18 protein-coding genes are annotated in these 24,200 nt (G+C 70.3%); 7 read left to right on the top strand and 11 right to left on the bottom strand.

All coding sequences use genetic code 11. The features are described 5' to 3' along the window. Positions 1-98: 98 nt before the first annotated feature. The gene (gene dusA / locus G4D87_RS10520) at positions 99-1,097 is read left to right on the top strand and encodes a tRNA dihydrouridine(20/20a) synthase DusA (protein WP_163781491.1); all 999 of its coding nucleotides are present in this window, start codon (positions 99-101) and stop codon (positions 1,095-1,097) included. Positions 1,098-1,157: 60 nt separating this feature from the next. Here the strand turns inward: dusA and G4D87_RS10515 are convergent, their stop codons facing one another. The 3 genes from G4D87_RS10515 to G4D87_RS10505 form a co-directional block, all read right to left on the bottom strand. After that, the gene (locus G4D87_RS10515; protein WP_163781489.1) at positions 1,158-1,343 is read right to left on the bottom strand and encodes a hypothetical protein; all 186 of its coding nucleotides are present in this window, start codon (positions 1,341-1,343) and stop codon (positions 1,158-1,160) included. Between the two features lie 76 nt (positions 1,344-1,419). After that, positions 1,420-2,136: a tetratricopeptide repeat protein gene (locus G4D87_RS10510; RefSeq protein ID WP_163781487.1), complete on the bottom strand. Its 717-nt coding sequence runs from the start codon at positions 2,134-2,136 to the stop codon at positions 1,420-1,422. 10 nt (positions 2,137-2,146) lie between these two features. Continuing rightward, positions 2,147-3,676, bottom strand: a complete 1,530-nt coding sequence (locus G4D87_RS10505) for an acetyl-CoA hydrolase/transferase C-terminal domain-containing protein (RefSeq protein WP_163781485.1) — start codon at positions 3,674-3,676, stop codon at positions 2,147-2,149. Between the two features lie 168 nt (positions 3,677-3,844). Between G4D87_RS10505 and G4D87_RS10500 the strand changes: the two genes are divergently transcribed. Continuing rightward, positions 3,845-6,049, top strand: a complete 2,205-nt coding sequence (locus G4D87_RS10500) for a M3 family metallopeptidase (protein WP_163781483.1) — start codon at positions 3,845-3,847, stop codon at positions 6,047-6,049. Between the two features lie 21 nt (positions 6,050-6,070). Here the strand turns inward: G4D87_RS10500 and thiD are convergent, their stop codons facing one another. Both thiD and G4D87_RS10490 read right to left on the bottom strand, forming a co-directional pair. Beyond that, complete coding sequence (gene thiD, locus G4D87_RS10495) at positions 6,071-6,889, bottom strand: bifunctional hydroxymethylpyrimidine kinase/phosphomethylpyrimidine kinase (protein ID WP_163781496.1); 819 nt, start codon at positions 6,887-6,889, stop codon at positions 6,071-6,073. A gap of 41 nt (positions 6,890-6,930) precedes the next feature. Continuing rightward, positions 6,931-8,703: a glycosyl hydrolase family 18 protein gene (locus tag G4D87_RS10490; protein WP_205507519.1), complete on the bottom strand. Its 1,773-nt coding sequence runs from the start codon at positions 8,701-8,703 to the stop codon at positions 6,931-6,933. Between the two features lie 207 nt (positions 8,704-8,910). Here G4D87_RS10490 and G4D87_RS10485 point away from each other — a divergent pair, with 207 nt between their 5' ends. The 3 genes from G4D87_RS10485 to G4D87_RS10475 all read left to right on the top strand — a co-directional run bounded on the left by G4D87_RS10485 (position 8,911) and on the right by G4D87_RS10475 (position 13,971). After that, entirely contained in the window at positions 8,911-10,371 is a 1,461-nt protein-coding gene (locus G4D87_RS10485) for a M20 family peptidase (RefSeq protein ID WP_205507517.1), read from the top strand. Positions 10,372-10,615: 244 nt separating this feature from the next. Then, positions 10,616-12,370: a DUF4215 domain-containing protein gene (locus tag G4D87_RS10480; protein WP_163781478.1), complete on the top strand. Its 1,755-nt coding sequence runs from the start codon at positions 10,616-10,618 to the stop codon at positions 12,368-12,370. A 146-nt stretch (positions 12,371-12,516) separates the two neighbouring features. Beyond that, positions 12,517-13,971, top strand: coding sequence for a hypothetical protein (locus tag G4D87_RS10475; protein WP_240358169.1), 1,455 nt, complete (start codon positions 12,517-12,519; stop codon positions 13,969-13,971). Positions 13,972-14,032: 61 nt separating this feature from the next. Here the strand turns inward: G4D87_RS10475 and G4D87_RS10470 are convergent, their stop codons facing one another. Together G4D87_RS10470 and G4D87_RS10465 are read right to left on the bottom strand one after the other, a co-directional pair. Then, positions 14,033-14,710, bottom strand: a complete 678-nt coding sequence (locus G4D87_RS10470) for a hypothetical protein (protein WP_240358170.1) — start codon at positions 14,708-14,710, stop codon at positions 14,033-14,035. A gap of 192 nt (positions 14,711-14,902) precedes the next feature. Then, positions 14,903-15,712, bottom strand: a complete 810-nt coding sequence (locus G4D87_RS10465; protein ID WP_163781476.1) for an SAM-dependent methyltransferase — start codon at positions 15,710-15,712, stop codon at positions 14,903-14,905. A 197-nt stretch (positions 15,713-15,909) separates the two neighbouring features. Here G4D87_RS10465 and G4D87_RS10460 point away from each other — a divergent pair, with 197 nt between their 5' ends. Continuing rightward, a complete protein-coding gene (locus G4D87_RS10460) occupies positions 15,910-18,069 on the top strand; it encodes a fused MFS/spermidine synthase (RefSeq protein WP_240358168.1) in 2,160 nt (719 codons plus the stop codon). A 1-nt stretch (position 18,070) separates the two neighbouring features. Here the strand turns inward: G4D87_RS10460 and G4D87_RS10455 are convergent, their stop codons facing one another. Then, a complete protein-coding gene (locus G4D87_RS10455) occupies positions 18,071-19,096 on the bottom strand; it encodes a methyltransferase (protein ID WP_163781471.1) in 1,026 nt (341 codons plus the stop codon). Between the two features lie 85 nt (positions 19,097-19,181). Continuing rightward, on the bottom strand, positions 19,182-20,210 hold the full coding sequence (locus G4D87_RS10450; protein WP_163781468.1) for a coiled-coil domain-containing protein: 1,029 nt from the start codon (positions 20,208-20,210) through the stop codon (positions 19,182-19,184). A 280-nt stretch (positions 20,211-20,490) separates the two neighbouring features. Between G4D87_RS10450 and asnS the strand changes: the two genes are divergently transcribed. Then, positions 20,491-21,891 carry an asparagine--tRNA ligase gene (gene asnS / locus G4D87_RS10445; RefSeq protein ID WP_163781467.1) on the top strand — a complete coding sequence of 467 codons (1,401 nt, stop codon included), beginning with the start codon at positions 20,491-20,493 and terminating at the stop codon, positions 21,889-21,891. A 48-nt stretch (positions 21,892-21,939) separates the two neighbouring features. Here asnS and G4D87_RS10440 read toward each other — a convergent pair whose 3' ends face one another. Then, the gene (locus tag G4D87_RS10440; RefSeq protein WP_205507511.1) at positions 21,940-23,655 is read right to left on the bottom strand and encodes a CotH kinase family protein; all 1,716 of its coding nucleotides are present in this window, start codon (positions 23,653-23,655) and stop codon (positions 21,940-21,942) included. Positions 23,656-23,719: 64 nt separating this feature from the next. Beyond that, positions 23,720-24,200 (bottom strand): heavy metal-responsive transcriptional regulator (locus G4D87_RS10435; RefSeq protein ID WP_240358167.1); only part of this gene is annotated, 481 nt, incomplete at its 5' end.

Raw genomic sequence — 24,200 nt, 5'->3', positions numbered from 1 at the left:
GCAAAGGGGTGGGCAGGGGCGGCAAACCCGGCTACATGCAGGCGGCAGGGGAGCGGCCCGCCGAACGGGACGCTCCGGCTGCTGCCCCGGGTTCTCGCATGATGCCGACTTCTCCCATGCCGCTGTCTGTCGCGCCGATGATGGACTGGACGGACCGCAACTGCCGGTACTTCCATCGCCAGCTCAGCCGCCACACGCTGCTGTACACGGAGATGGTCACCACGGGCGCCATCCTGCATGGCGACCGGGAGCGGCTCTTGGGCTACGACGCCGCGGAGCACCCGGTGGCGCTCCAGCTTGGCGGTTCGGAGCCGGCGGCGCTCGCCGAGTCGGCCCGCGTCGGCGAGCAGTGGGGCTACGACGAAATCAACCTCAACGTGGGTTGCCCGAGCGACCGCGTCCAGTCGGGGCGCTTCGGTGCGTGCCTGATGGCGGAGCCGGAGCTGGTGGCGCGGCTGGTGGGGGCGATGCGGGAGGCGGTGAGCATCCCGGTGACGGTGAAGTCGCGCATCGCCATCGACGAGCTGGAGGAGTGGCCGACGCTGGAGGGCTTCATCCGGACCGTGTCGGCGGCGGGGTGTACCCGCTTCATCGTGCATGCGCGCAAGGCGTGGCTCCAGGGGCTGAGCCCCCGGGAGAACCGCGACGTGCCGCCGCTGCGCTACGACCTGGTCCACCGGCTCAAGGCGGAGTTCCCGCACCTGGACATCCGCATCAACGGCGGCATCAAGACGCTGGACGCCGCCGCGGAGCAGCTGCGCCACGTGGACGGGGTGATGATGGGCCGCGCTCCGTACGAAAACCCGTACCTGCTGGCCGAGGCCGACCGCCGCTTCTTCGGCGCCACCACGCCGGTGCCGCACCGGCATGACGTCGTCGAGGCGATGCTGCCGTACATCGAGAAGGCCATGCTGCGCGGCGCGCCGCTGGGCGCCATCACCCGGCACATGCTGGGGCTCTTCCAGGGGCTCCCAGGGGCCCGCGCGTGGCGCAGGCACCTGAGTGAGAATGCCCACAAGCAGGGCTCGGGGCCGGAGGTCGTCGTGGCGGCGCTGGCGAAGGTGCGGCGGGAGCCTGAAGCCGACGTCGCGGCCTGACCGGGCGGAGCACACCGACACCAGAGGGCGCGCGTCCAGGCTTGCTCCGCCGCCGCATCGCTAGCGAATCGTGTTCGCTTCCTCTTCATTGTGCAGGTCGAAGATGGTGCCCTGACCATGTTTCTCCTCGAGAAGCAGGAATGCTTCTTCAGGGTCGGTCGCCATCACCGTCACTCGCAGACCCGGCTTGACGAGGTCCTGGGTCCAGACGAAGCCTTTGTACTCCTTCAATTTCTTCTGGGTCATGTCGTGCCTCTTTGAAGGATGCAAAGCAGACATCACCACAACAGGCGGTCGCGCGTCACCGTCCGCACGGCGCCCGTCATGGTTTGCGGAGGGTTCCTTCTCGGAGCGCGTCCAGCAGCGCAGGAGGGTCGCCTTCACGAAAGGCGGAGAGCCCCGCTTCGAAGTCCGCGCGCGCCCCGTCCACGTCACCTTGCCGCGCACGCAGCACGCCGCGCGCGTGCAGCAGCTCCGGGTCCACCTCGTCGCCCGTCTGGGACGCGAGCGCCTCGGTGAGGTCCTTCGCCGCGTCGTCCAACCGCCCCAAGCGGGCCCGGGCGGCGGCGCGCTGCTGCAGCAGCCACGGGTTGCCCGGGGCCTCCGCAAGCGCGAGCGTCCAGTCCCGCTCCGCCGCTTCATCCCGGCCCAGCGCCTCCAGTGCCTCGGCGCGCTTCATGTGCAGTACCAGGGCCTTGCGGTAACCCGCCGCGACGAGCGCGTCGAAGTCCGCTACCGCCTCCTCATGGCGGCCCAGGCGAGACAGGCACAGGGCGCGGTGGAGCCGGCTGGTGAGGTGTCCGGGCGCCAGCGTCAGCACGCGCTCGTACCACTCCAGCGCCTCCGCGGGGACGCCGCCCCAGATGGCCAGCGTCTGCGCCACCTCCATCAGCACGCGGGCCTGCCGGGGGTGGGCCTCCGCCAGCGCCCGCGCGAGCGAGAGCGCGGACGCGTACCGCCCGCTGCGTCGCAGGCGGTCCACCTCCCGAAGCTGGGCGGCCAGCTCCGGGGGACAGGGTTCGCGGCCGTTGCGCTCCACCGCCGGTGCCTCAGCCGCCCTGGGGGAAGGCGCGCGTCGCCGCGTCGTAGTCCGCCCACCAGCCCTGGAGCACCTTCATGTCGGTGGCGCGCGGCTCGTCGCCGGGGCCCGCCATGTCCAGGTACGCGTGCAGCATCGGCCGGAAGTAGGGGTGCGCGCAGCGGTCGATGATGTCCTGGGCGCGGCGCCTCGGCGAGCGGATGTCCATGTTGAGCGCGTAGCCCTGCTCGGTGACGACGCACTTGATGTCGTGCTCGGTGTGGTCGATGTGTCGCACGTACGGCATGACACAGCTCACCGTGCGGCCGTCGCGCAGCCGACGCGTGGACGGCGTGTGGACGATGCTCAGGTACGCGTTGCGGAAGAAGTCACCCGAGCCGCCCAGGCCATTGACGATGCGCGAGCCGTCGATGTGCGTGGAGTTGACGTGCCCGTAGATGTCCACCTCGATGGGGGTGTTCATCGCGATGACGAAGAGGCGGGAGATGATTTCAGGGCTGTTCGACAGCCACATCGGCCGCAGCACCAGCCGGTCCTTGCTCCGCTCGAACATGTTCAGGAAGCGCTGGCGGCCCTCGGAGGAGAAGGACACCGCGGTGGCGGACGCGTACTCGAACTTCGCGTCATCCTCCACGTAGCGCAGCATCCCGTCCTGGAAGACCTCGGTCCAGAAGCGGATCTTCTGGAAGGGCGAGTCGTAGAGCTGGCCGATGATGGCGTTGGCCACGTTGCCCACGCCGGACTGGATGGGCGGCAGGCGCTTGCCCCACTGGTACTGGTCGCGGCAGCGCATCAGGAAGTCGATGACGTGCTCGGCGATGCGCTTCGCGGTGTCATCCGCCGCCTTGAAGGGCACCGGGTGGTCGGGCGTGCGGGACTCCACCACCGCCACCACCTTGCTCAGGTCGAACTCCACGTAGGGGTTGCCGATGCGGTCCCTCACGTTCACCAGCGGCAGCGGCCAGCCCACGTGCGGATGGACGGCGGGCAGGACGATGTCGTGGAAGCCCGTGTAGTCCGGCCCCGAGGTGTTGACCTCGAGGACAATCTTCTTCGCGCGGGCGAGCGCCTCCGCGCTGATGCCCACCGACGAGGTGAGGATGACGCTCCCATTCTCGCGGATGCGCGACACCTCGACGACAGCCACGTCGATGTCGCCGTAGAAGCCGTACATCAGGTTGCGCGCGAAGGCGGACAGGTGGACGTCCGTGAAGTCCATCTCCCCGGCGTGGATGCGGCGCCGCGAGGCAGGCGAGGACATGTACGGACCGCGCCTGGCGATGAAGGGCGCCATGGGGCCCTCCACGTCCTCGGACAGGGACGCGCCCGACAGCAGGGTGATGCGGGCGTCCGGGGCCGACTGGGAGAAGTGCCAGGCGAGCGCCGGCAGGAACGTCTTCGGCTCGCCCGACCTGGTGAAGCCGCTGATGGCCACGGTGCTGCCGTGGACGACGTGCTTCACCGCCTCTTCGACGGGGACGACCTTCGCCAGCAGCGCGGCGTTCTCGATGCGGTCCTTCAGCGTGCTCGTCGCGGTCATTGGGCACGGGTGTAACACACCGCGTCTTTCCCGTGGCCACGGCGTTGGCCGGGAACAGATGGGCAGGCAGGCATGTTGGTGCGCCCGCGATTCCGTCCCCCGGTTCGCGGCGGGATGCCGTTAGGCTCCGCCCCTCTTCAGCCCCTTTCATTGGGAGACATCCTCTACATGCGTAAGCTCTTCTTCGCTGGCGCGGGCATGGCCGTGCTCGTGTCCGCTGGCTGTGCGACGACCTCGCAGGAGTCCCAGAACATGGCCACCGCGCCGCAGCCAGCCGCCCCCGCCGCGCCGGCCGCTCCGGAGCAGGCCAACCCGCTGCTCGCGAAGTGGGCGGGCCCCCATGGCGGCGTGCCGCCGTTCGACCAGGTGAAGGTAGCGCTGCTCAAGCCGGCGCTCGAGGCCGCGATGGAGCGCACGCGCGGCGAGCTGGCGGCCATCGTCAATGACACCTCGGCGCCCACCTTCGAGAACACCCTCGTCGCGCTGGAGGCCGCCGGCAAGACGCAGAGTGCAGTGGAGACGCTCTACGGCATCTGGAGCTCGTCCATGAGCGGGCCGGAGTTCCAGGCGCTGGAGCGGGAGATGGCGCCGAAGATGGCCGCCTTCAGCGACGAAATCTACCAGAACGAGGCGCTCTTCCGCCGCATCGAGGCGGTGTACCAGTCTCCCGACAAGGCGAAGCTGACGCCCGAGCAGCAGCGGCTCACCTGGCTGCACTACACGCGCTTCGTGCGCTCCGGCGCGAAGCTGGACGCGGCGGCCAAGCAGAAGCTGGCGGCCATCAACCAGCGCCTGGCGTCGCTCTACACGTCCTTCAGCCAGAACGTGCTCGCGGACGAAGAGGGCTACACCGTCGTCCTGGAGTCCGAGGCGGACCTGGCGGGCCTGCCGGACTCCGTGCGCGCGGGCGCCGCCGCCGCGGCCGAGGCGCGCGGCCAGAAGGGCAAGTGGCTCATCACCAACACGCGCTCCTCCATGGAGCCGTTCCTGACGTACTCGTCGCGGCGCGACCTGCGCGAGAAGGTCTGGCGCAACTACGTCAACCGCGGTGACAACGGCGACGCGCGCGACAACAACGCCATCATCGCCGAAGTCCTGAAGCTGCGCGCCGAGCGCGCCACGCTGCTGGGCTACAAGACGCACGCGCACTGGCGGCTGGAGAACGCCATGGCCCGCACGCCCGAGCGCGCCATGGAGCTGATGGAGGCCGTCTGGAAGCCCGCGGTGGCCCGCGCCCACGAAGAGGTCGCGGACATGCAGCGCGCGGCCGACCAGGAGGGCGCGAAGCTCAAGATCGAGCCCTGGGACTACCGCTACTACGCGGAGAAGGTCCGCAAGGCGAAGTACGACCTGGACCAGAACGAGGTGAAGCCCTACCTCCAGTTGGAGAAGCTGCGCGAGGGCATGTTCTGGGTCGCCGGTGAGCTGTTCGGCTTCTCCTTCACGCCGGTGACGGACGTGCCGGTGTTCCACCCCGACGTGCGCGTCTGGGAGGTGAAGGACCAGGCCAGCGGACGTCACGTGGGCCTGTGGTACTTCGACCCCTACGCGCGCAAGGGCAAGCGCTCCGGCGCGTGGATGAACGCGTACCGCCGCCAGGAGCGGTTCCAGGGGGAGGTCACCACCATCGTCTCCAACAACTCCAACTTCGTGAAGGGCCAGCCCGGTGAGGCCGTCCTCATCAGCTGGGAGGATGCCTCCACGCTGTTCCACGAGTTCGGCCACGCGCTGCACGGCCTCAGCTCCAACGTGACGTACCCGTCGCTGGCCGGCACGGCGGTGGCGCGTGACTACGTGGAGTTCCCCTCGCAGCTCCTGGAGCACTGGCTGTCCACGCCCGAGGTGCTGAACACCTACGCGCTGCACTACCAGACGGGGAAGCCCATCCCCCAGGCGCTGGTGGACCGCATCAAGAAGGCCTCCACCTTCAACCAGGGCTTCGGGACGGTGGAGTACCTGTCCAGCGCGCTGGTGGACATGAAGCTGCACCTGGCGGGGGCCACGCCCATTGACGCGGATGCCTTCGAGCGCGACACGCTCAACGCGCTGGGCATGCCGAAGGAAATCGTCATGCGGCACCGCACGCCGCAGTTCGGCCACGTCTTCGCGGGTGACGGGTACTCGGCGGGCTACTACAGCTACCTGTGGTCGGACACGCTGACGGCGGACGCCTACGAGCGCTTCACCGAAGGCAAGGGCGCCTACGACAAGGACGTGGCCGCGCTCCTTCGCAAGCACGTCTTCTCCGTGGGCAACACGCTGGACCCGGCCGACGCGTACCGCGCCTTCCGGGGCCGTGAGGCGGGCATCCAGGCGCTGATGCGCAAGCGCGGCTTCCCCGTGCCCGCCGCGCCAAAGAAGGCCGCGAAGTAGCTGCCCGGTGACGAGCCCGGGCTACCCCTCCAGCGGGAAGAAGTGGCTGAAGGGGCCCGGGCCCTTGCCCAGGGGCAGGGGGTGCTCCAGCGCGGTGGTGACGTAGTCCTTCGCGCGCCGGGTGGCCTCCAGCGGCGTGCGCCCCAGCGCCAGGTGCGCGGCGATGGCCGCCGACAGCGTGCAGCCGGTGCCGTGGGTGTTGCGCGTGTCCACCGCGCGCAGGTGCAGCGTCACCAGGCGCTCGCCGTCGAACCAGACGTCGGTGCCGCGCAGCGCGCCCGTCATGCCGCCGCCCTTCACCAGCACCGCCTGGGGGCCGAGCCGGTGGATGCGGCGCGCGGCCTCCCGCATGTCCTCCAGCGTCTCCAGCTTCATGCCGGCGAGCAGCTCCGCCTCGTGCCGGTTGGGCGTGGCCACCGTGGCCAGGGGCAGCAGCAGCTCCTTGAGCGCGCCCACGGCCGCGTCGTCGATGAGGCGCGCGCCGGCGCGGGACACCATGACGGGGTCCACCACCAGCGGGCCCAGGCCCAGCGCGCGCAGGCGCTGCGCCACCGTGGTGATGATGGCCGGGTTGACGAGCATGCCCGTCTTCACCGCGCCCGCGCCGATGTCGGACGCCACGGCGTCGATTTGCGCGGCGACGGCTTCGGGGGGCAGCACGTCCACGCGGGTGACGCCCAGCGTGTTCTGCGCGGTGATGGCCGTCAGGGCGCTGGTGCCATGGACGCGGTGGAAGGCGAACGTGCTCAGGTCGGCCTGGATGCCGGCGCCGCCGCCGCTGTCGGAGCCGGCGATGGTGAGCGCGGTGGCCACGGACTTTGAAGTCTCCATGGCCACCATGGTGCGGGAGCGGGCGCTCCGCCGCCAGTGCTTCTCGCCGCTCACGGGTCCAGGAAGGCGTGCTTCACCGCGTCCAGCAGCGGGTCCCTGTGGCCGTTCGTCGGCTGGAGGAAGTGTCCCTGGCTGAGGGTCCAGATGATGGCGCCGCCCAGGTTCTTCTCACGCGCGTACTGGCCCTTGACGGCGATGGAGCGCGCGTCCTCGTAGGAGACGTAGTTGCAGAGCCCCGGGCCGTGGCCGGAGGGGAACGACAGGTAGGGCACCTGGGCCACGTCGTCCCAGCGGCTGGCGTCCGCGCGGTAGTAGTGCGTCATGATGTTGGTGTAGCTCATGAAGTTGTCGCTCTGGCCCTCGAAGACCCCCTCGCGGCCATCCAGGGGCGTGTTCGGCTCCGTCACGCCGCCCCAGCACGTCCCGAAGAAGCCGATGCCCACGCCCAGCCGCCCCGCGGGCACGCCCGCGTCCAGGTAGCCCTCCACGGAGTGCGAGACGGAGGTGGGGTGGAACTGCGAGTGGCCGTGGAGCGGACTGGAGTGCCAGCTCTCCCAGCCGCCCCAGTGGCCGCTCATCTTGTAGGACATGATGTTGAGCTGGTCCACGCGCGCCGCGAGCTGCTTCATGAAGTCGGCGCGATAACGGCTCATGGGGAAGTTGGAGTTCAGCCAGTCCACCGGCACCGTGAGGATGATGTCCGGGCGCGCGGCGCGCAGGCCCTCCAGCAGCGCGAGCAGGGGCGCTCCGTCATCGGGCTCCCGGGGAGCGCCCTCCGGGATGTCCGCGGCCAGGATGATGGGCTCCCAGTCCACGTCGATGCCGTCGTAGCCCAACTCGTCCATGAGCTGGAGGATGTTGCGGATGAAGTGCGCGCGCTGGGCCGCGGACGCCGCGTGCACGAAGTTCTGATGCTCGCCGAAGCCGCCGAGCATCAGCAGCGCCTTGCGCCCTTGCTGGTGCGCGCGCGTCGCCAGGGCCTTGGCCATGGCGCGCCCGTGGCTGTCGTCGACGTTGGCGTCGAAGTTCGCGTTGAGGGTGCCGTTGGGGTTCGGCTTGACGCGGCCCACGACGAGGTGGGTGATGCCCGCCAGGTCCACCGCGTCCACCGGCTGCATCCACAGCTGGTAGCCCACGAAGTAGCCCGTCACCCATTCGGTGGGCTCGCCCCCGGCGCGGGGCTGGAGGGGGTTGGCGACCGCGAGGGGACCTTCGCCCTGCTCGTTGGTGGCCGCCACGGTGATGCGGTACGGCACGCCGTTGACCAGCCCGGGGATGACGGCGCTCGCGGCCGGCGCGTCCACCGTCACGGAGATGCCCCCAGGCTCCGCCGTCAGCCGGTACTGGCGCAGCGGCCGGCCACCGTAGCTGGCCGGGGCCAGCCAGCTCACGAAGGCGTGCCCGTTACCCGGCGTGGCCCGGACGCCGCGGGGCTGGCCCGGGACGGTGGGGTTGGAGATGGAGAGGCCGGGCTGCGGCGTCACCAGCTCCGACTGCACGGAGGCGGGGCCTTCTCCTTTGACGTTCACCGCCGACACCTTGAAGGTGTGCGCGAAGCCGTTGTTGAGGCCGCGCACGGTGGCCTGGAACTGGTCCGACGTGACGATGGCGCCGCCACAGGCGGGCTCACAGCGCACGATGTAGTACATGACCGGGTGGCCGCCGTCGCTCGTGGGCGGCAGCCACGTCACCAGGGCCTCGGCGTCGGCCGCCTGGGCCGTGGCCGCGCCCGGGGCGCCCGGAAGGCCCGGGTCCTCCGCACCTCCACCGGCGCAGCCAGCCAGTGTCCCCAACACCAGGCCAAGCCAGCGCTGTCTCCACATCGTGGACGGCTTCTTCACTGCGCACCCCCTGTGCCGATTCGCGTCATCTACACGACTTGTGTTTCGCGGTGAAGATGGAAAATAGTTACAGTGCTGTAAGTCCGTAATTCGTGGAGGCGGGCCCGCCGCGGGGGCCTGCCCTTGAGAAGCAATGGGGTGGCGGGCCGCCTTTGCTAGCGTGAGGTGCCCCCACCGCGAGCCTTGCCGATGAAACGCATCCTCTTGTCGTTGTTGGTTGTCGTCGTTGCCCTCGCGGGGGTTCTCCTCACGAAGGCGCTTCGTTTCACGTCGCGGCAGGTCCAGCCGGAGGCGCCCGCGGCGTTCACCGTGGACGCCGATGCCGCCGCGGCCCGGCTGAGCGGCGCGCTGCGGCTCAAGACGCTGGCGGCGGCGGAGGGGCAGCCCGCGGAGGACGCCGCCTTCACCGCGCTCCACGACTACATGCGGGAGCAGTACCCCCGGCTCCACCAGACGCTGAAGCGCGAGCCGGTGGGGGCGCACTCGGTGCTCTACACCTGGACGGGGACGGACGCGTCGCTGCGCCCGGCGCTGCTGCTGGGGCACCTGGACGTGGTGCCCGTGGAGCCCGGCACGGAGGCCTCCTGGACGCACCCGCCCTACAGCGGCCTGGTGGCGGACGGCTACGTCTGGGGCCGGGGCGCGCTGGACGACAAGGGGAGCGTGTTCGGCATCCTGGAGTCCGTGGAGGCCCTGCTCGCGGCGGGCTTCCAGCCCAGGCGCACGGTGCTGCTCGCCTTCGGTGGGGATGAAGAGGTGGGGGGGCGCGAGGGCGCGGAGGCGATGGCGAAGCTGCTCCGTGAGCGGGGTGTGACGCTGGAGTCCGTGCTGGACGAGGGCGGGATGATTGTGTCCGGCACCGTGCCCGGCGTGGCGTCACCGGTGGCCCTGGTCGGCGTGTCGGAGAAGGGCTTCGCCAGCGCGGAGCTGGTGGCGGATGGCGAAGGCGGCCACTCCTCCATGCCGCCGCCCCAGACGGCCGTGGGCGTGCTGAGCCGCGCCATCTCCCGGCTGGAGGCCGCGCCCATGCCCGCGAAGCTGCGCGGTGGCAGCCGGGCCCTGTTCGAGTTCGCGGGGCCGGAGATGGGCTTCGGGATGCGCACGCTCTTCGCCAACCTGTGGCTGTTCGAGCCGCTGGTGCTGCGCCAGCTCACCGCGAAGGCCACCACCAACGCGGCGGTGCGCACCACCACCGCGGCCACCATGTTCGAGGGCAGCGAGCGCGACAACGTGCTGCCCGCCCGCGCCCGCGCGGTGGTGAACTTCCGCATCCTCCCGGGGGACTCCGTGGAGGGCGTGCTGGAGCACGTGCGGCGCGTGGTGGATGACCCGCGGGTGAAGGTGGGCACCCTGGGCTTCATCAGCGAGCCGTCGCCCGTGTCGCGCATGGACTCCGAGGCGTGGTCGCAGCTCCAGCGCAGCGTGCGCCAGGTGTTCCCCGACGTCGTCGTGGCCCCGTACCTCATGCTGGGCGCGACGGATTCGCGCTACTTCACCGGGCTGAGTGAGAACGTCTACCGCTTCATGCCGCTGCGCCTGGACGGCGCCGACCTGTCACGCCTCCACGGCAAGGACGAGCGCGTGTCGGTGAAGGGCTACGCGGACGCGGTGCGCTTCTACGCCCAGTACGTCCGCAACGTGGCCCGGTGACGCCGGTGGGGGCGCGCTGAGCGGCCCGCACGGGGTGTATGAGTCCCGTGAATCACGTCACTTGCGGCTTTCTACGAAAGTGATGTTTCGGCCGTTGTTATCATGAATGCAAATGTGCGCAGAGGACGGGAAGCGCACGGAAAGTCCGTCCTGCCTGCACATCTGCGTGCCGTCTGCACCGCGCATCCGCTGACTTGCCGTGACGCGTTGACAGCCGTGCGAAGCACTTTCAGCATTTGCTCCCATGGTGAACCCCCATCGCAGGTCTCGTCTGGCGAGCACATTGCTCGCATCTCTCCTCTTCACATTGGTGGCCTGTAACAGCGGGGGAGGTTCGGCGAAGCCAGATGCCGGCACCGACCCGAACATCCCGGATGGGTCCACGGCGGATGCTGGTACCGACTGTGGTGACGGCCAGCGCCAGTCCCACGAGGCCTGTGACGACGGCAACACCACGGACGGCGACGGCTGTAACGCGACGTGTACCGAGGTGGAGGGTGGGTACCTCTGCGAGGTGCCGGGCGAGCCGTGCGTCCGCTTGATGAGCTGCGGCAGCGGCCGCGTCGAGGACGGCGAGGAGTGCGACGACCGGAACCTGGTCAGCGGTGATGGTTGCAACGGGAGCTGCCGGATTGAGAGTGGCTGGGCGTGCCCGGCGCAGGGTGGTCGCTGCCGCGCCAAGGAGTGCGGTGACGGCATCATCGCCGGTGACGAGGAGTGCGAGGACGGCAACACCGCTCCGGGCGACGGCTGCAGCGATGTCTGCCGGCTCGAGGACGGCTGGAAGTGCCCGCCGGGTCAGCCGTGCAGCCGCACCACCTGCGGTGACGACGTGACCGAGGGCACCGAGCAGTGCGACGACGGCAACACCGTGATGGGTGACGGCTGCTCGCCGCTGTGCACCCGGGAGCCGCGCTGCGAGGACGGCACCTGCGCGGAGACGTGCGGTGACGGGCTCATCCTCCCCGGCAGCACCGTGGAGGAGTGCGACGACGGCAACACGCGCGCCAATGACGGCTGCTCGCCGGACTGCAAGCTGGAGGAGGGCTTCGCGTGCGTGCTCATCGAGCAGGAGCCGCCGGCGCAGGTGTCCATCCCCGTCGTCTACCGCGACTTCCGAGGCTACGACCTGCCGGCCACCGGCGACCTGCCGCGCGGCCACATCGACTTCCAGAACAAGAACGCGGGCCGTGAGGACGGCATCCTGCAGAACCGGCTCGACGCGAACGGCCGCCCCGTCTACGCCAAGGAAGGCCAGCCGTCGAACAACACCAACGGCCGGGCCGCGTTCGACCAGTGGTACCGGGCGGTGGACCAGGTCAACAAGACCATCGTCGGCAGCTTCGTGCTCGACCGTCAGCAGAACGGCTCGTACGTCTTCGACAACGATCACTTCTTCCCGCTCGACAACGAGCCGCTCTACAGCGGCGGCTGGGTGGCCGCGGGCTTCGAGCCGACGCGCGAGGACACCATCGGCCAGCAGCGCAACTTCCACTTCACCAGCGAGGCCCGGTACTGGTTCGAGTACAAGGGCACCGAGGTGCTGACCTTCCGCGGCGACGACGACGTGTGGGTCTTCGTCAACGGGCGGCTGGCGCTGGACCTGGGCGGCGTGCACGGCCCGGCGACGGGCACCATCACCATGTCGAGCCAGGCGAGCGCGCTGGGCCTGCGGCTGGGGGGCATCTACGAGGTCGTGGTGTTCCAGGCCGAGCGTCACACCCACGGCTCTTCGTACCGCCTCACGCTCAACAACTTCCTCACCGCCCGCACCGAGTGCACCGCCACCTGCGGCGACGCCGTGGTGGACGAGGCCGCCGGCGAGGAGTGCGATGACGGCGTCAACGCCGGCGGCTACGGCGAATGCGGCCGCGGCTGCCTCTGGGGCCCGCGCTGCGGCGACGGCGATACCCAGGAGGACGAAGGCGAGGAGTGCGATGACGGCAACACCGTCAGCCGCGACGGTTGCAGCTCGACGTGCCGGCTGGAGATTGGCTGAGCCCGTCGTCCTGACGTGAAGGTCGAGGCGCCGCTCCGGGAGGTTCGTCCTTCCGGAGCGGGGCTTCCCTGGAATCGCTGAGTTCGTGCCGCCAAGGGAGCAGGCAGCCTCCGCTGGACGGGCGTCTGCTATCGTCCGCGCGCCCCATGGCCTCCCGTTCGTTCGCGCTCCCGCTGTGCCTCGTGTTGCTCGTGCTCGCCGCTCCGGCACGGGGGGCGGTGGTGCGCCGGGAGCTGCCCCCGCCCGAGGAGGTCATGGCGACGCTGCGGCGACTGGAGACGGCTCGGGCACGGGGCCGCGCCAGTGTGATGGAGGGCGAGCTCGAGGCGCAGTCACGGGCGCGGCCCGGGGACTTGATGCCGCGCATGTACCGGGCGTGGCTCGGCTTTCCCTCGGACGCGTGCTGGAACGAGCTGAAGGCGCTCTCCACCCTGGACCCGGAGAACCCCTGGCCCTTCGTGGGCATGGGGCTCATCTACGTGCGCTGGGGGCTCTTGGCGGAGGCGCGTCCACCCATCGCCGCCGCCCTGAAGCAGGCACCGGGTTTCGCGCCGGCGCTGTGGGCGCAGGGCGTGCTGCTCCAGGCGGAGGGCAAGCCCGCGGAGGCGGAAGCCCGGCTGCGTGAGGCGCTCGCGCAGCTGGATGCGCCGCAGATTCGGACGTCCCTGGCGATGTTGCTGGCGGGGATTCCCGCGCGGGAGGCGGACGCGCGCGCGGAGCTGACGCGGACGGTGGAGGCCTGGCCCGAGCAACCCGAGGCGCTGCGGAAGCTGGCGCAACTGGCCCGCGCCGCCAACGACGTGCGTGCCGCCGCGACCGCGGGCGAGAAGCTGGTGGCCCTCAAGCCCCGGGACAAGGAGGCGCACCGGCTCCAGGCCGACCTGTGGCTGGCCGCCTCGGAGAAGGAGAAGGCGGCCTCTTCGCTGGAGCGCTACGCGGAGCTGGGCGGTGTGGCGCCTGCGTCGCTGGGGGCGCTGGCCCGGCTTCACCGTGAGCTGGGCCGCGCCGACGCGGAGGACAAGGCCCTGGTCCGGCTCGCCGCCGCCGCGCCCGAAGACCCGGAGCCCCTGCTTCGCCTGGCCGAGCTGGCCGAGGCGCGCGGAGACGCCACGGCGGCCGAGGCCCACCTGGTGAAGGCTTCCAAGCGAGCGCCCGCCCGCGCCGACATCCACGTGCTGCGAGCCCGGTTGGTGTTGAAGCAGGCGCGCCACCAGGACGCGCTGGCCGCCTACCGCGCCGCGCTGGCGGCTCCCGAGCGCCAGGTCGCCGAGGCCGAGCGCGAGGCCGCCGCGCTGGTGCGCCACTTCCGGCTGCCGTCCCAGCCCGCACGGGGCACGCAGGAGCAAATCTACAACCGGGTATCCATGGGCCTGGTCGCGCTCTACATGAACCGGCTCCAGGAGACGCCGGGCCTCAAGGGCAACCTCAAGGTCCAGGTCCAGGTGGACGCTTCCGGCCGAGCCACCGGCGTGACGGTGCTCTACGACAGCCTCAACGAGGCGGTCATCGCCGGCCACGCCCACTTCGCCTTCATGGACGCGCAGTACCCGCCGGGGCCCGACGCGCCCGTGTTCCAGTACGTCTTCCGCCCGCCGAAGTGATGCGTCCCGGACCCGGCCGCGCCAGTCCTGGCTCGGCCGGGCCGGTGGTCGCCGTGACTTCTTACGGATTGCGCTGCTCGTACTCGGTGCCGCTGCCGCCGTAGCCCTGCGCCTGGCTGCGCATCCGCTCCCAGGTGGCGCGGGCCTGCTGCTCCTGGCGCTGGGTCGACTGGAGCTTGCGCTGAGACTCCTCCAGCTTGCGCTGGGCGTCCGCCGTGGCGGAGGCGAAGTCGGCCTCGGACAGGTCCTGGGCGCGCACGTCCTGGTTCTCCTTCAGGGCCTCGTATTCGGCCTGTCGGAGCTTCGCGTCAGCCACCGCCAGCTCGCTCTCCCGCAGCTCCTTCTGGGCCTCCATCGTCTTGATGGCCTGCTCGCGGTACTTCACCTGCGCCTGGGCCGCGCGCAGGCCCGAGTCCGCGCCTTGGAGCTCGGACTGCGCCTGGGTGATGTTGCTGCTCTGGCCGGTGGCCCTGGCGGCCTTCAGCGCGGCGTCATGCGCGTCCCGGCGAGCCTTGGCCGCGTCGAGCTCGCGCCTGGCCACCTCCAGCTCCCGGTTGGCGTCATTGACGGCCACCTCGGAGCGGGTGACCGCGTCCTGCGCCATGCGCCGCTGCGACTGGGCATCCCGCACGTCGCCCAACTGGTCCTCTGGCACCCGGGCCAGCCACGCCTCGTCCACCTTCGCCTGGCGCGTCGAGCTGCACCCGACGCTGGCCACCGACAGGGCCGCTCCCATCATCACGCCCGCAAAAACCCGACGCCTTCTCGATTGAAACATGCTCCGTCTCCTCTCGTGTGCGCGTGTCGCCTGCAAAGACGGTAGTCACGCGCCGCTGGGGAGGCAGACGGCAGGGAGGCGTGGCGAGGTGCCGCCCCGACGGGGATGCGCGCGAGCGCCTGCCCGCACGCTCGCTCCACCCGGTGAGGACGCTCAGCGCTTCTCCAGGACGACGGCGTAGAACTCGATGCCCACGCCCTCGCGGTCCTCGGCGGTGATGTGCTCCGGGGGCAGCCCGAGGAACTCGCGCACGGGCAGCACGCCGGTGGCGTCCCGGGCCCAGGGGCCACACAGGTCCAGGTACTCGGGCAGCGAGTAGAGCTGGAAGGACTCGCCCATCTGCCGGAACATGCCGACGAACTGCTCCCACTTCGGGGTGCTGAGGTCCGGTGACTTCGTCTCGAAGGTGGTGAACAACTTCGAACCGGGGGCTGCCCAGTCGTACAGGTCGCGGAAGAACTGGCGGTTCTCCTCGGTGGACAGGAACACGGTGATGCCGTTGGCGCCGAACGCGACGCGGCGCTCTCCCCCCAGGAAGGCATTCACGTCGGGCCGCCGCAGGAAGGCGCCCGCCTGGCGGATGTCGCATTCCAGGTAGCGCACGCGAGGCGTGTCCCCCAGCAGATGGTGGGCCGTGGTGATGGTGAGCGGGTTGACGTCGCTGTAGAGCACGCGGGCGTCTGGCAGCACGGCGTGGACATGGTCTCCGGTGGGCAGGCCCGACGCGAAGTCCACCCAGTGGTGGAAGCCGTCTGCGGCCAGGCGCTGCGCGGCGGTGCGCAGGCAGGCGCGCAGCATGCGCACCCACTTCCGCGTGGATGGCACCAGCGAGAACATGGACTCCGCCGCCTGCCGGTCGGCTTCGAAGTGGTGCGTGCCTCCCAGCGTGTAGTCGTAGATGCGGGCGGCGTTGGGGACGTTCGGGTTGACGCCCGGGATTCGGGCGAGCGCTTCGGTATCCATGCGGTCAGGGCCTCCAACGTATCGACGGGGTCTCCGGCGTGGGTCGCCCCCATCGTATGCGCCGGGCGTGGTTCCCCGCACCTCGGGTGATTCCCGCCAGCACGGATGGGCGCCCCGGACGGGGATGGTACAGTCGCGGCCACCGCATGGCTCTTCTCCCCGCGTCTCGTCTAAATGTGCTTCGCGCAGCCCTCCTCGTGTTGGTGACGAGCTGCGCCACCTTGGTGCTGGAGCTGGCCGCGGCCAGGCTCCTGGCGCCCTTCATCGGGGCTTCGCTCCACACGTGGACGAGCATCATCGGCGTGGTGCTCGCGGGCATCAGCCTGGGCAGCTACGCCGGCGGCCGGCTGTCGGAGCGGGGCGCGTCGTTCCGGTGGCTGGCGGGCCTCACCGCGCTGGGGGCGGTGCTCGCGCTCCTGCCGCTGGGATGGGTGGCCGTGCTGGGGGATGGCGCCGCGCTGCGGCCCATTCCCGTGCTGCCACGCACCTTCCTGCTCACGTTCCTGGGCTTCTTCCCCGTCAGCTTCGTGCTGGCCATGGTGACGCCGCTGGCGCTCCGGCTGCTGCTGCCGGACCTGTCGCGCGCGGGGCGCATCGTGGGCCTGCTGTACGCGCTGGGCACGCTGGGGAGCCTCGCCGGCAACTTCCTCACGGGCTTCGTGCTGCTGGCGTGGTTCCCCGTGCCCACCATCGTCCTCACCGTGTCGGGCGCGCTGCTGCTGTGCGCGCTGCTGGCGCTGCCCAGGGCCTCCGTGTCCGCGCCGCCCGTCCACCCGGTGTCCGCCGTGGCGGAAGCGGACGCCGCGCCGTCCTCGACAGGCGTGGACCTGCGCACCCGGCCCGCGCTGGCGTGCTTCCTGGTGGCCAGCGCCAGCTTCTGCACGCTCGCCATCGAGCTGGCGGCCAGCCGCATCCTGGCGCCCACCGTGGGCGTCTCCCTGTTGAGCTGGACCGGCATCATCGGCGTGGTGCTGACGGGCATGGCGCTGGGCAACTTCGTGGGCGGCCACCTGGCGGACCGGTGGCCCCGGCAGGAGGTGCTCGCCGGCTCCATGCTGCTTGCGGCGGCCAGCTGCCTGCTGATTCCCCCCATCCACCAGTGGCTGGTGCTGAAGGGCCACTTCGACGGCCTGGGCCTGCAGGCGCGCATCGTCGCGTACACGGCCGCGGTGTTCCTGCTGCCGGTGACGGCCCTGGGCACGCTGTCACCCCAGGTGCTCCGGCTGGCGCTGGCGGACGTGGAGCGGGCGGGGCGCACCGTGGGCCGGCTGTACGCGTGGAGCACCGCGGGCGCGCTGCTGGGCTCGTTCCTCACCGGCTGGTGGCTCATCGCGAAGGTGGGCGTCTACCCGCTGGTGATGGGGGCCAGCCTGGGCCTGGTGGCGCTGGCGGCCTTCGTGGGACAGGTGTGGCGGCGGCCCCGCTTCGTTGGCGCCACCGCGGGCACGCTCGCGCTGGCGGGGATGTTCGGCGCGCTGGGCCTGTTCGCGTCTCCGTGCACGGAGGAGACGGACTACTTCTGCATCAAGGTCAACCAGGTGGAGCATGACGGCCGGCGCCTGCTGGCCATGCAGCTGGACCACCTGACGCACACCCTGGTGGACCTGGAGGACCCGTCGTACCTGGGCTATCCGCACGGGTACATCCATTCGGAGGTGGTGCGGCACGTGGCCGCGCGCACCGCGGAGCCCCGGGTGCTGGTGATTGGCGGCGGCGGCTACGTGGTGCCGCGCTGGGTGGAGACCTACGTCCCGCAGGTCCGGATGGAGGTGGTGGAGATAGACCCGGCCGTGACGCGCATCGCGCTGGAGCGCTTCGGCGTGAAGCCGGACACGCGCATCACCTCCTTCAGCCTGGACGGGCGGCAGTTCCTCCAGGAGATGGCGGAGCGCGGCGCGTACGACTTGATTGTCCAGGACGCGGTGAATGATTTGTCGGTGCCCTACCACCTGATGACGCGCGAGTACGACGTGCTGGTGCGCTCGTTGCTCAAGCCGGACGGCCTCTACCTGCTGACCGTCATCGACGAGATTCCCCGGGGCTCCTTCCTGCGCTCGGCCCTCCGGACGATGCAGGACGTCTTCCCCCACGTGGAGCTGCTCCACGACGCCCGCAGCGGCTCGAAGGGGCAGGGTGTCTACATCGTCGCGGGCTCGGCGCGGCCCATGGCGCTGGAGCGCCTGCCGGAGCTGCTGCGCGGCCAGGGCATTGAACAGCCGCGCACGGGCCGGGTGCCTCGCGCGGAGCTTGACGCCTACCTGGCCGCGGGCCCCGCGCTGCTGCTCACGGATGACTTCGCGCCGGTGGACAACCTGCTCGCGGAGCTCTTCCTCCTCCGCGAACAGGTCGCGCCGTAGCTCAGCGCTTCACCGCTTCGATGATGCAGGTGCCGCCCTGGGTGGGGCTGATGCGGACCAGCTCCCAGGACGTCCGGGCCAGCAGCGACTGGAACTCGTGGGCCGTGCGCTCCCGTCCGTCCACCAGCACCAGCATGTTGAGGTCCAGCAGGGGCACGGGGGAGGGCGCCTGGTTGTCGGGCATCACCAGCTCCAGCACGAAGAGCCGGGCGCCCGCGGGCGCCGCGCCATGGAGGTGCCGCAGGATGGCGAGGGAGGAGTCCTCATCCCAGTCGTGGAGGATGTGCTTGAGCAGGTAGGCCTCGGCGGAGGGGAGCCCCGGCTCGAAGAAGCTGCCGCCCACCAGCTCCACCCGTCCCGTGAGGCCCTGGGCCTCCACCAAGGCCTTCGCGCCTTCGAGCACGTGCGGCAGGTCGAAGAGGATGCCCCGGCAGGCGGGGTTGGCGCGGAGCACCTGCGCCAGCAGCGCCCCCTGGCTGCCGCCAATGTCCGCCACATGGGCGAAGGGGGAGAAGTCCACCTGCTGCGTCAGCTCGTGGGCCACCAGGGCGGACAGGTTGCCCATGGCCCGGGCGAAGTGCGCCGCCTCTTCGGGGTGCCTGGCGAAGTGCTCCCAGATGTCGGTGCCCAGGGCCGCGCGCACCGTGGACTTCCCGGTGCGAACGGCCTCGGTGAGCTGGCCCCACGGCAGCCAGTGGGCACGGTCACTCTGCGCGATGGCCATGTCCCGCAGCGAGCCAGGGACGTCCGAGCGGAGCCCTTCGCCCATGGGCGTCAGGGCGAAGGTCCGCTCACCCACCTCCTGGAAGATGCCCGCGGGGATGCCGCCTCTCAGCAGCCGGTACAGGCCGTCCGCGCTGACGCCGAGCTCGGCCGCCAGCGCGTCACTGCTCCGAGGCCCCTGGGCGAGCAGGTCCGCGATTCCCAGACGGGCCGCCGCGCCAATGACCTGGGTGAGCCAATAGCCACCGATTCGCTCATAGAGGAGCTGCGTGGGAAACGCGTTCCCGCCGGGGGGCTTGTCCATTCCAGGAGTCTAACAGCGCTCAAAGCCTGTCATCACCCGGGATGGCGGCAATAAGCCGTGAGCCCAAGACTCCCCCCGCCGCGGGCTACTTGCCCTTGCTGTAGTCGCGGCTGGCGATGACGCCCTGGACCTCCGCCAGCGCGCGGGCGCCGGACGCGGACTCGAGCGCCTTCTCGGCGATGGTCTGGACCTGGCGCTTGGCCTCGGCCAGCTCCGTCTGGAGCGTCTGGAGCGCCTGGGCCTGCTTGGTGGCGGTCTCCTTGAGCGAGGAAATCTCCATGGCGGCGACGCGCTGCGCCGTCTCCGCGTCCTTGGTGGCGAGCGTGAGCTTCAGCTCCCACTCGGACTTCACCCGGTTGCCTGTCACCGCCGCGGCGGTGTCCGTCTCCTTCTTGAGCACCAGCGGGAAGTCCGCCACCTGCTTGCGCAGGTCCTCCAGCTCCTTCTCCCGCTGCTTCAGGGCGTCCTCACGCGTGGCCCAGTCCTTCTCCAGCTTCTCCTTGCGGTCGCGCTCGGTGGCGGCCTGCTGGCGCAGGGACTCGGCGAAGGCGTCCTGCTCCTTCTTGCGCTGGAGCTGGGTGTCATAGGCGTACGCCTCCTCGGCGCGCTTGCGGGCGACCTCGGTGGCCTGCCGCTCGGCGGACTGGTCCGCGGCGGCCTTCGCCCGGGTGTCCTCGATGTCCTTCTGGAGCCGCTCCTGCTCCGCCTCGAGCGCGGCCTTCTTCTTGTCGTACTCGGCCACGAGCACGTCGATGGCGCTGGCGGCCACGTCCTTGCCGTGCAGCCCGTTCAGCTCCTCCGTCTTGAGCTGGATGGCCTCGTCGAGCTGCTTGAGCTCCTCCACCAGCGAGATGACCTGCTCGTTGATGCCGGCCAGCGTCTTGTTGATGGTGAGGCCGGCCTCCGTGACTTTCTTCACGGCGGATTCGGCGGTGAGGTTGGACACGTCCGCGAGGACGTTCTTCGCGTGGGCCTCCTGCGCGTCCTGCTCCTTGGTGGAGACGATGGGCTTGCTACGCGCCTTGCGAGCGAGCTCCTCGAAGGCGGCCTTGGTGGCCTCGGTGGAGCGGTTGCGGGCGACGACGCTGCGCTTGGACGTCTTGCGAGTAGCCATGTGACTCTCCAGGTAGGGCACGGCCAGGGCAGGCCGTGGGGCCCGCGAGGGACGTGAGGGTTTCGTGGAATCGCGGGTCCCCTTTTCGGGCGACCATGGGAGAAAGATACCTGGAGGGTCTGACACGGTTGGCCGGGTTTCAGGCGTCCTGGCGGGGTGCTTGGAGCCCCCAGCAGCGCCTCCGGGCGGCCTGGGGGGGCACTTGGGCACAGCGCCCTTGTCCTCGGGGCCGGGGCCCGGCTAACTCGCAGTCCCCGAAACGGCTCAAGGGAGAGCGTCAATGCAGGTCGTCAGTGTGAAGAAGGCCCTCGCGGGAGGGGTGGAGGAGGGGACGAAGGTGGAGGTCCGCGGCTGGGTGCGCACGCGCCGCGACTCCAAGGCGGGCATCAGCTTCGTCAACGTCAGCGACGGGTCGACGTTCGACCCCATCCAGGTCGTCGCTCCGAATTCGCTGCCCAACTACGAGAAGGAAATCCTGCACCTCACCGCGGGCTGCTCGGTCATCAGCCGGGGCACGCTGGTGAAGTCCCAGGGCAAGGGGCAGGCCTACGAGGTCCAGGCGGATGAAGTGCAGGTGCTGGGCTTCGTGGATGACCCGGACACGTACCCCATCCAGCCCAAGCAGCACACGCTGGAGTTCCTCCGCGACGTGGCCCACCTGCGCGTGCGCACCAACACGTTCAGCGCGATTACGCGCGTGCGTCACCGCGCGGCCATGGCCGTCCACCGCTTCTTCGACGAGGAGGGCTTCTTCTGGGTCAACACGCCCATCATCACCGCGAGCGACGCGGAGGGCGCCGGGCAGATGTTCCGCGTCTCCACGCTGGACGCGGTGAACCCGCCGCGCACGCCGGAGGGGAAGATTGACTGGCACAAGGACTTCTTCGGCAAGGAGGCGTACCTGACGGTCTCCGGCCAGCTCAACGTGGAGGCCTACGCCCTGGCCATGTCCAAGGTGTACACGTTTGGCCCCACCTTCCGGGCGGAGAACTCCAACACCACGCGGCACCTGGCCGAGTTCTGGATGATTGAGCCGGAGATTGCCTTCGCGGACCTCACCGAGGACGCGAACCTGGCCGAGCGCTTCCTCAAGTATGTCTTCAAGGCGGTGCTCGATGACTGCGCGCCGGACTTCAAGTTCTTCGAGGAGCGGGTGCAGAAGGGCGTCACCGAGCGCATGGAGAAGTTCATCAACTCCAGCTTCGAGCGCATCGACTACACCGACGCCGTCGAAATCCTGAAGAAGGCCAAGAAGAAGTTCGAGTACGCGCCCGAGTGGGGCAAGGACCTCCAGACGGAGCACGAGCGCTACCTCACCGAGGAGCACGTGGGCCGGCCGGTGGTGGTGATGAACTACCCGGAGGCCATCAAGTCCTTCTACATGCGCATCAACGACGACGGGAGGACGGTCGCCGCCATGGACGTGCTCGCCCCGGGCATTGGCGAAATCATCGGCGGCAGCCAGCGCGAGGAGCGCCTGGACGTGCTGGACCAGCGCATCCAGAAGTTCGGCCTCAAGCCGGAGAGCTACCAGTGGTACCGCGACCTGCGGCGCTACGGCTCCGTGCCGCACGCGGGCTTCGGGCTCGGCTTCGAGCGGCTCATCGTCTACATGTGCGGCCTGCAGAACATCCGGGACGCCATTCCGTACCCGCGCGTGCCGGGCTCCGCGGCGTTCTAGGCAGCGAGCCGAGTGTCCCCTCCACCGACGGAGGGGACACCCGCCCGTTCAGGGCAACTGGCGCTCCAGCGCGCCCCATCGGGTCCGAATCCACTGGCGCACGTACTCGACTTCCTCCTCGTAGGCGTTGAAGTCCTGGCGCGTGTGCCAGGAGGAGAAGTTGCCGTGGCCGCCCCACGGGTCATCCGGGTCGCCGAAGTCGCGGTGCTTCTGGCCCCACTTCGCCCAGTCACGCCGCGCGGACGCCGCCGTCTCCTGGACGTAGCCGTCGATGAGGGCCTGCAGGGCCTCCACGTTCAGCGTGTCGCGCAGCAGCGCCCGGTAGCGCTCGCGCATGGGCCCGGCGATGGTGGGGTCGGCCAGCATGCGCTGGAAGAGCAGGTTGTCCTCCCGGAACGTGGGCCGCGCCGTGGGCGAGGTCCGGGTGGTGTCGTAGGACTGCCCGAAGCTCGCGTCCAAGTCCCAGGGGATGTAGCGCCAGGGGCCGCCGGTGGCCGGGTCGTAGACGTGGTAGGCATTCTTCGCTGGCGAGTCCACGCCCAGGATGAGCGTGTTGAAGATCCACCAGTCCTGGTAGTCCTGCACATTCATCCGCTGTGGGAAGCCAGCGCGGAAGGCGTCCGCGTCCGAGTCCGCGATGAAGGCGGTGAGGGCCTCCATGGGCGCGAAGGCGCCGGGCTCGCCTTCCTCGGGAGCGCCTTCCTTCTTCTCATAGCCCTCGTGGAGGCCGGCCTTGGGCGTGCCGTCCTTGCGCAGCCGCGAGAAGTTGGCGCGGTTGTCCACGGCCTTGAAGGCGTCCGCGTCCTTGTCGATGCCGTGCGCGGCCATCAGGCGCTTGTTGACGTGGTCCGCCACCGTGTAGAGGCCGACGTACTTGTTGTTGGCGTAGAGCACCGCGCTGTAGGTGCGCAGGTGGATGTGGGCCGGGCTCATCCGGCTCCACACGTCGAAGGCGAGCCGCGAGCGCAGGTAGGCGTTGTCATTGAACGTGGTGATGAGCACCACGCGCTTGCGATTCTTGAAGCCGTTGCCGAAGACGGGCTCGGAGAACAGGTCCTCGTCCGGGAACTTCAGCGTGTGGCTGCGCTTGGGGAGCACGCTGGAGGTGGCGCCCCGGTACTTCGCCTCCAGGTCGAAGCGCTGGCCCCGGTAGACGAGCTGCGCCGGCCGGTAGCTGCCCCCGGTCAACGTGTCCTCGTAGGAGAGGTGGAACACCGGCAGGCCGAACTCCTCCGTGTAGGCCGCCGGGTCGACGATGGGGACGTTGCCGGGCGCGGACTCGTTCTCCGCCACGCCGACCTTGAGCGTGCCCGTCTCGCCGGTGCGCTCTTCCCGGAGCGTGAGGTGCCACACCGCGGCCTGGTCCTCGCCGGGCGTCCAGCTCAGGGCACCGGTGGCCACATCGAACTGGGCGCCTGGAGGAAGGTTGTCCACGACGAAGCGCGTGTCCGGCGCGGCGTGGCCGGTGGTGCACGTCACGGTGGCGGAGACGGGCTCGCCTTCGAGCACCCAGCGGGGCTCGCCCGCGCTGGGCGCACAGAGGCGGGTCTGCGGCGGTGGGCCGCCATCGGGCTCGCCCCCGTCCGGAGTTCCCAGGCCGCCTCCCGCGTCGGGCGTCGTCCCCGCGTCCGTGCCATGGGAGGGCAGGCCCGCGTCGGGAGGTGTCTCGTTGTCGGGGGACCCGCTGGCGGGGCCCGGAACGCCACGGCTTCCGGTGTTGCCACCACAGGCCACCAGCAGCCCCGCGACTCCCGCCAGAAACATCCTTGGAAAGCGCTCCCCGCCCACCTGGTCTCTCCCCTTCGAACGCCACGTCAGGCTCGCAGGATTAACCATTCCGTGACGTGCCTGGCACCCCCCGTGGTGCAGGCCGCTGTCGGCGCGTGGACGCCGCCGGAGGGAGGTCGCCCAGTGCGGCCAGGACGGGGCACGCGGTGTCCGGTGGGCAACCTCCCTGGGCCAGCAGCTTCTGGATGGCGCGCTTCATCCGCTGGAGGTCCTTCACGCGCGCGTCGATGGCCTGGAGCTTCGCCGCCGCGAAGGTCTCCACCTCGGAGGGGGAGGGGATGCGCCCGTCCGACATCGCGAGGAAGGCGGCGACCTCCCGCAGCGTGAAGCCCAGCTCCTGCGCGCGCCGGATGAAGCGCACGCGCGTCACGTCCTCCGGCGTGTACTCGCGGTAGCCGCTCTGCGTCCGGCGGGGCGGGGGCAGCAGCTTGCGCCGCTCGTAGAACCGGAGCGTGGGGATGCCCACGCCCGCGGCCCGGGCCAGCTCGCTGATGCGCAGGGGGGCGGCGTCAGGCCGTCTG

Source organism: Myxococcus vastator (genome assembly GCF_010894475.1).
Lineage (GTDB): Bacteria > Myxococcota > Myxococcia > Myxococcales > Myxococcaceae > Myxococcus > Myxococcus vastator.
Note: the sequence above shows the minus strand (reverse complement) of the source record. Positions and strands in the feature narration are given on the sequence as shown.